Raw genomic sequence first — 1,161 nt, 5'->3', positions numbered from 1 at the left:
GCATGTCTGGTAGCGATGGCGGAAAGGTCACACCTGTTCCCATACCGAACACAGTAGTTAAGCTTTCCAGCGCCGATGGTAGTTGAGACTTTGTCTCTGCGAGAGTAGGACGCCGCCAGGCAAGTGTTTATTGAGGAGGATTAGCTCAGCTGGGAGAGCACCTGCCTTACAAGCAGGGGGTCGCAGGTTCGAGCCCTGCATCCTCCACCATTCTTAAACACTTTAAATAAATAGTCTGTATTTATATGCCGGCCTAGCTCAACTGGTAGAGCAACTGACTTGTAATCAGTAGGTTGGGGGTTCAAGTCCTCTGGCCGGCACCATTTTTTAACCACATATTCTTAATTGGAGCCATTAGCTCAGTCGGTAGAGCATCTGACTTTTAATCAGAGGGTCACAGGTTCGAATCCTGTATGGCTCACCATTTAAAATATGCGGGTGTGGCGGAATTGGCAGACGCGCTAGACTTAGGATCTAGTGTCTTCGGACGTGGGGGTTCAAGTCCCTTCACCCGCATTATATAACTTCGAGCGGAAGTAGTTCAGTGGTAGAACACCACCTTGCCAAGGTGGGGGTCGCGGGTTCGAATCCCGTCTTCCGCTCCAACCCTTGCCGGGGTGGCGGAACTGGCAGACGCACAGGACTTAAAATCCTGCGGTAGGTGACTACCGTACCGGTTCGATTCCGGTCCTCGGCACCATATATTAGCGCCCGTAGCTCAATTGGATAGAGTGCTTGACTACGGATCAAGAGGTTAGGGGTTCGACTCCTCTCGGGCGCGCCATATTTTTACGGGAAGTAGCTCAGCTTGGTAGAGCACTTGGTTTGGGACCAAGGGGCCGCAGGTTCGAATCCTGTCTTCCCGACCATTAAATTTTAAATTAGGGGCCTTAGCTCAGCTGGGAGAGCGCCTGCCTTGCACGCAGGAGGTCAGCGGTTCGATCCCGCTAGGCTCCACCAAAAAAATAGTTGACACTTTATTACAAAGGTGTTATTCTATTCGAGCCACTAAATTTGAGTGTGGCTTTTAATATGCAAATTTGCTCTTTGAAAACTGAACAAAACAACCAGTATGTTAAGCAGAATCACAATTGTGAGGATGCAAAAACGTTTTAATAAGAGAACCCCGTTTTCTTATCTAAAACAACTCTGTAGGAATGC

Annotated in this window: 9 tRNA genes and 1 rRNA gene; all 10 read left to right on the top strand. The window is 49.0% G+C overall.

Annotation, left to right across the window (positions count from 1 at the left end):
- The first annotated feature begins 5 nt into the window (after positions 1–5).
- The 10 genes from rrf (at position 6) to ACXYMZ_RS16430 (ending at position 960) form a co-directional block, all read left to right on the top strand.
- A 5S ribosomal RNA gene (gene rrf / locus ACXYMZ_RS16475) occupies positions 6–121 on the top strand.
- Between the two features lie 13 nt (positions 122–134).
- A tRNA-Val gene (locus ACXYMZ_RS16470) sits at positions 135–210 on the top strand.
- A 37-nt stretch (positions 211–247) separates the two neighbouring features.
- Positions 248–323, top strand: a tRNA-Thr gene (locus tag ACXYMZ_RS16465).
- A gap of 25 nt (positions 324–348) precedes the next feature.
- Positions 349–424: transfer RNA gene (locus ACXYMZ_RS16460), tRNA-Lys, on the top strand.
- A 10-nt stretch (positions 425–434) separates the two neighbouring features.
- A tRNA-Leu gene (locus tag ACXYMZ_RS16455) sits at positions 435–516 on the top strand.
- Between the two features lie 14 nt (positions 517–530).
- A tRNA-Gly gene (locus ACXYMZ_RS16450) sits at positions 531–605 on the top strand.
- A gap of 6 nt (positions 606–611) precedes the next feature.
- Positions 612–700, top strand: a tRNA-Leu gene (locus ACXYMZ_RS16445).
- Positions 701–707: 7 nt separating this feature from the next.
- Positions 708–784, top strand: a tRNA-Arg gene (locus ACXYMZ_RS16440).
- Positions 785–792: 8 nt separating this feature from the next.
- A tRNA-Pro gene (locus ACXYMZ_RS16435) sits at positions 793–869 on the top strand.
- 15 nt (positions 870–884) lie between these two features.
- Positions 885–960 (top strand) — tRNA-Ala (locus ACXYMZ_RS16430).
- Positions 961–1,161: the final 201 nt, after the last annotated feature.

Source organism: Oceanobacillus sp. CAU 1775 (genome assembly GCF_054482815.1).
This window is presented reverse-complemented; position numbering and strand designations above follow the sequence as displayed.